This is a genomic window from uncultured Campylobacter sp., assembly GCF_938045775.1.
Classification (GTDB): Bacteria; Campylobacterota; Campylobacteria; order Campylobacterales; family Campylobacteraceae; genus Campylobacter_B.
Window position 1 is genome coordinate 1 of sequence record NZ_CALIBH010000061.1, and the last position, 1,140, is coordinate 1,140.

Sequence of the window (1,140 nt, forward strand, 5' to 3'; positions counted from 1 at the left end):
CGCCGAAAAACGCCGCCGCAAAAAGCACCGCGAACTGCCAAAGCTCAAGCTCCATTTTTGTCCCTTTTTAATTTCCAATATTTTACAAAAGGTGAACTTAAATTTTAACCGCCGTACATCGCAATAGCAAATCGTATGCTATAATAGTAAAAAATAAGGATAAAAATGAATAGTTTCAAAAAAATCATAGATCTGATTTTAAAAATTTTCATCATAAGCGTATCTATTTTAGGGGCAATCATCATATTAATAATAGCATTTATTATTGCGTCAATTTATTTAAAACCATATAATGATTTTTGGAACGTAAAGAGCAATAATTTTGAAGAATTGAATATTTTAACAGACAATGCAGATATGGATGGATTACTTTTGTATCGTAGAAAAATTCAACCAAATGCCGCAGATAGTCTAGATGAAATCTGCTATGTTCATTACGTAAAGTTAAATTCTACTAACGGCATAGCAGAAAAGAAACTCATTGAAAACGGCTACAAACCCTCCAATAAATCCAATTGTGTCGCTCAAGATAGCAATCTAACGAAATTCAAAAAGATCACGTTTGCAGCGCCGTTTTTTCATTATCTAGGCTATAGTGATATATTTGATAAAATATATTTAGTCTATGGCTCAACAGCTCACTTAGATGTATCTACCATAAGCGCAAAAAATGGACAAATCTGGCAAAAGCAAGGACACGAAATTATTATCTATCCAGGAGAAAATATAATTCAAAAGAATAGATTATTCTCTGAGTGTTTTGGTCCATTCGGTATGTGCAATTAAAGCTAGAATTAATCAAGCAGTGAAGGTAAAATTTTATCTATCTCACCGCTCTGTCCGAGGCGATATAGCGCGAAGTCGTATTTGATGGGATCGCTCGGATCGAAGCGCCTTAAGCTTTGCGTAAGCTGCAAAACTGCCTCAAAATCGTAACTCTTGCGATCGATCAGCCCAAGCTTAAGCGAAACTTTATGCGTATGGGTATCGAGTGGGATGAGGAGACGCGATTTTTCGATCTTTTTGTACAGTCCTAGATCGATGTCGCTGTCACGCACCGCCCAGCGCAGGAAGAGATTGTAACGCTTATACGGCGACGTGGGCCTTTGCGCGAAGCCGCGCCCGAAAAAAAACTCATAC

2 protein-coding genes are annotated in these 1,140 nt (G+C 37.4%); one reads left to right on the forward strand and one right to left on the reverse strand.

Translation table 11 applies throughout. The annotated features are described in order from the left end of the window. Positions 1-165 precede the first annotated feature (165 nt). Positions 166-786 carry a hypothetical protein gene (locus Q0238_RS01960; protein ID WP_297942379.1) on the forward strand — a complete coding sequence of 207 codons (621 nt, stop codon included), beginning with the start codon at positions 166-168 and terminating at the stop codon, positions 784-786. An 8-nt stretch (positions 787-794) separates the two neighbouring features. Here Q0238_RS01960 and Q0238_RS01965 read toward each other — a convergent pair. Beyond that, on the reverse strand, positions 795-1,140 hold a 346-nt coding region (locus tag Q0238_RS01965; protein ID WP_297942381.1), incomplete at its 5' end, for a TIGR02757 family protein.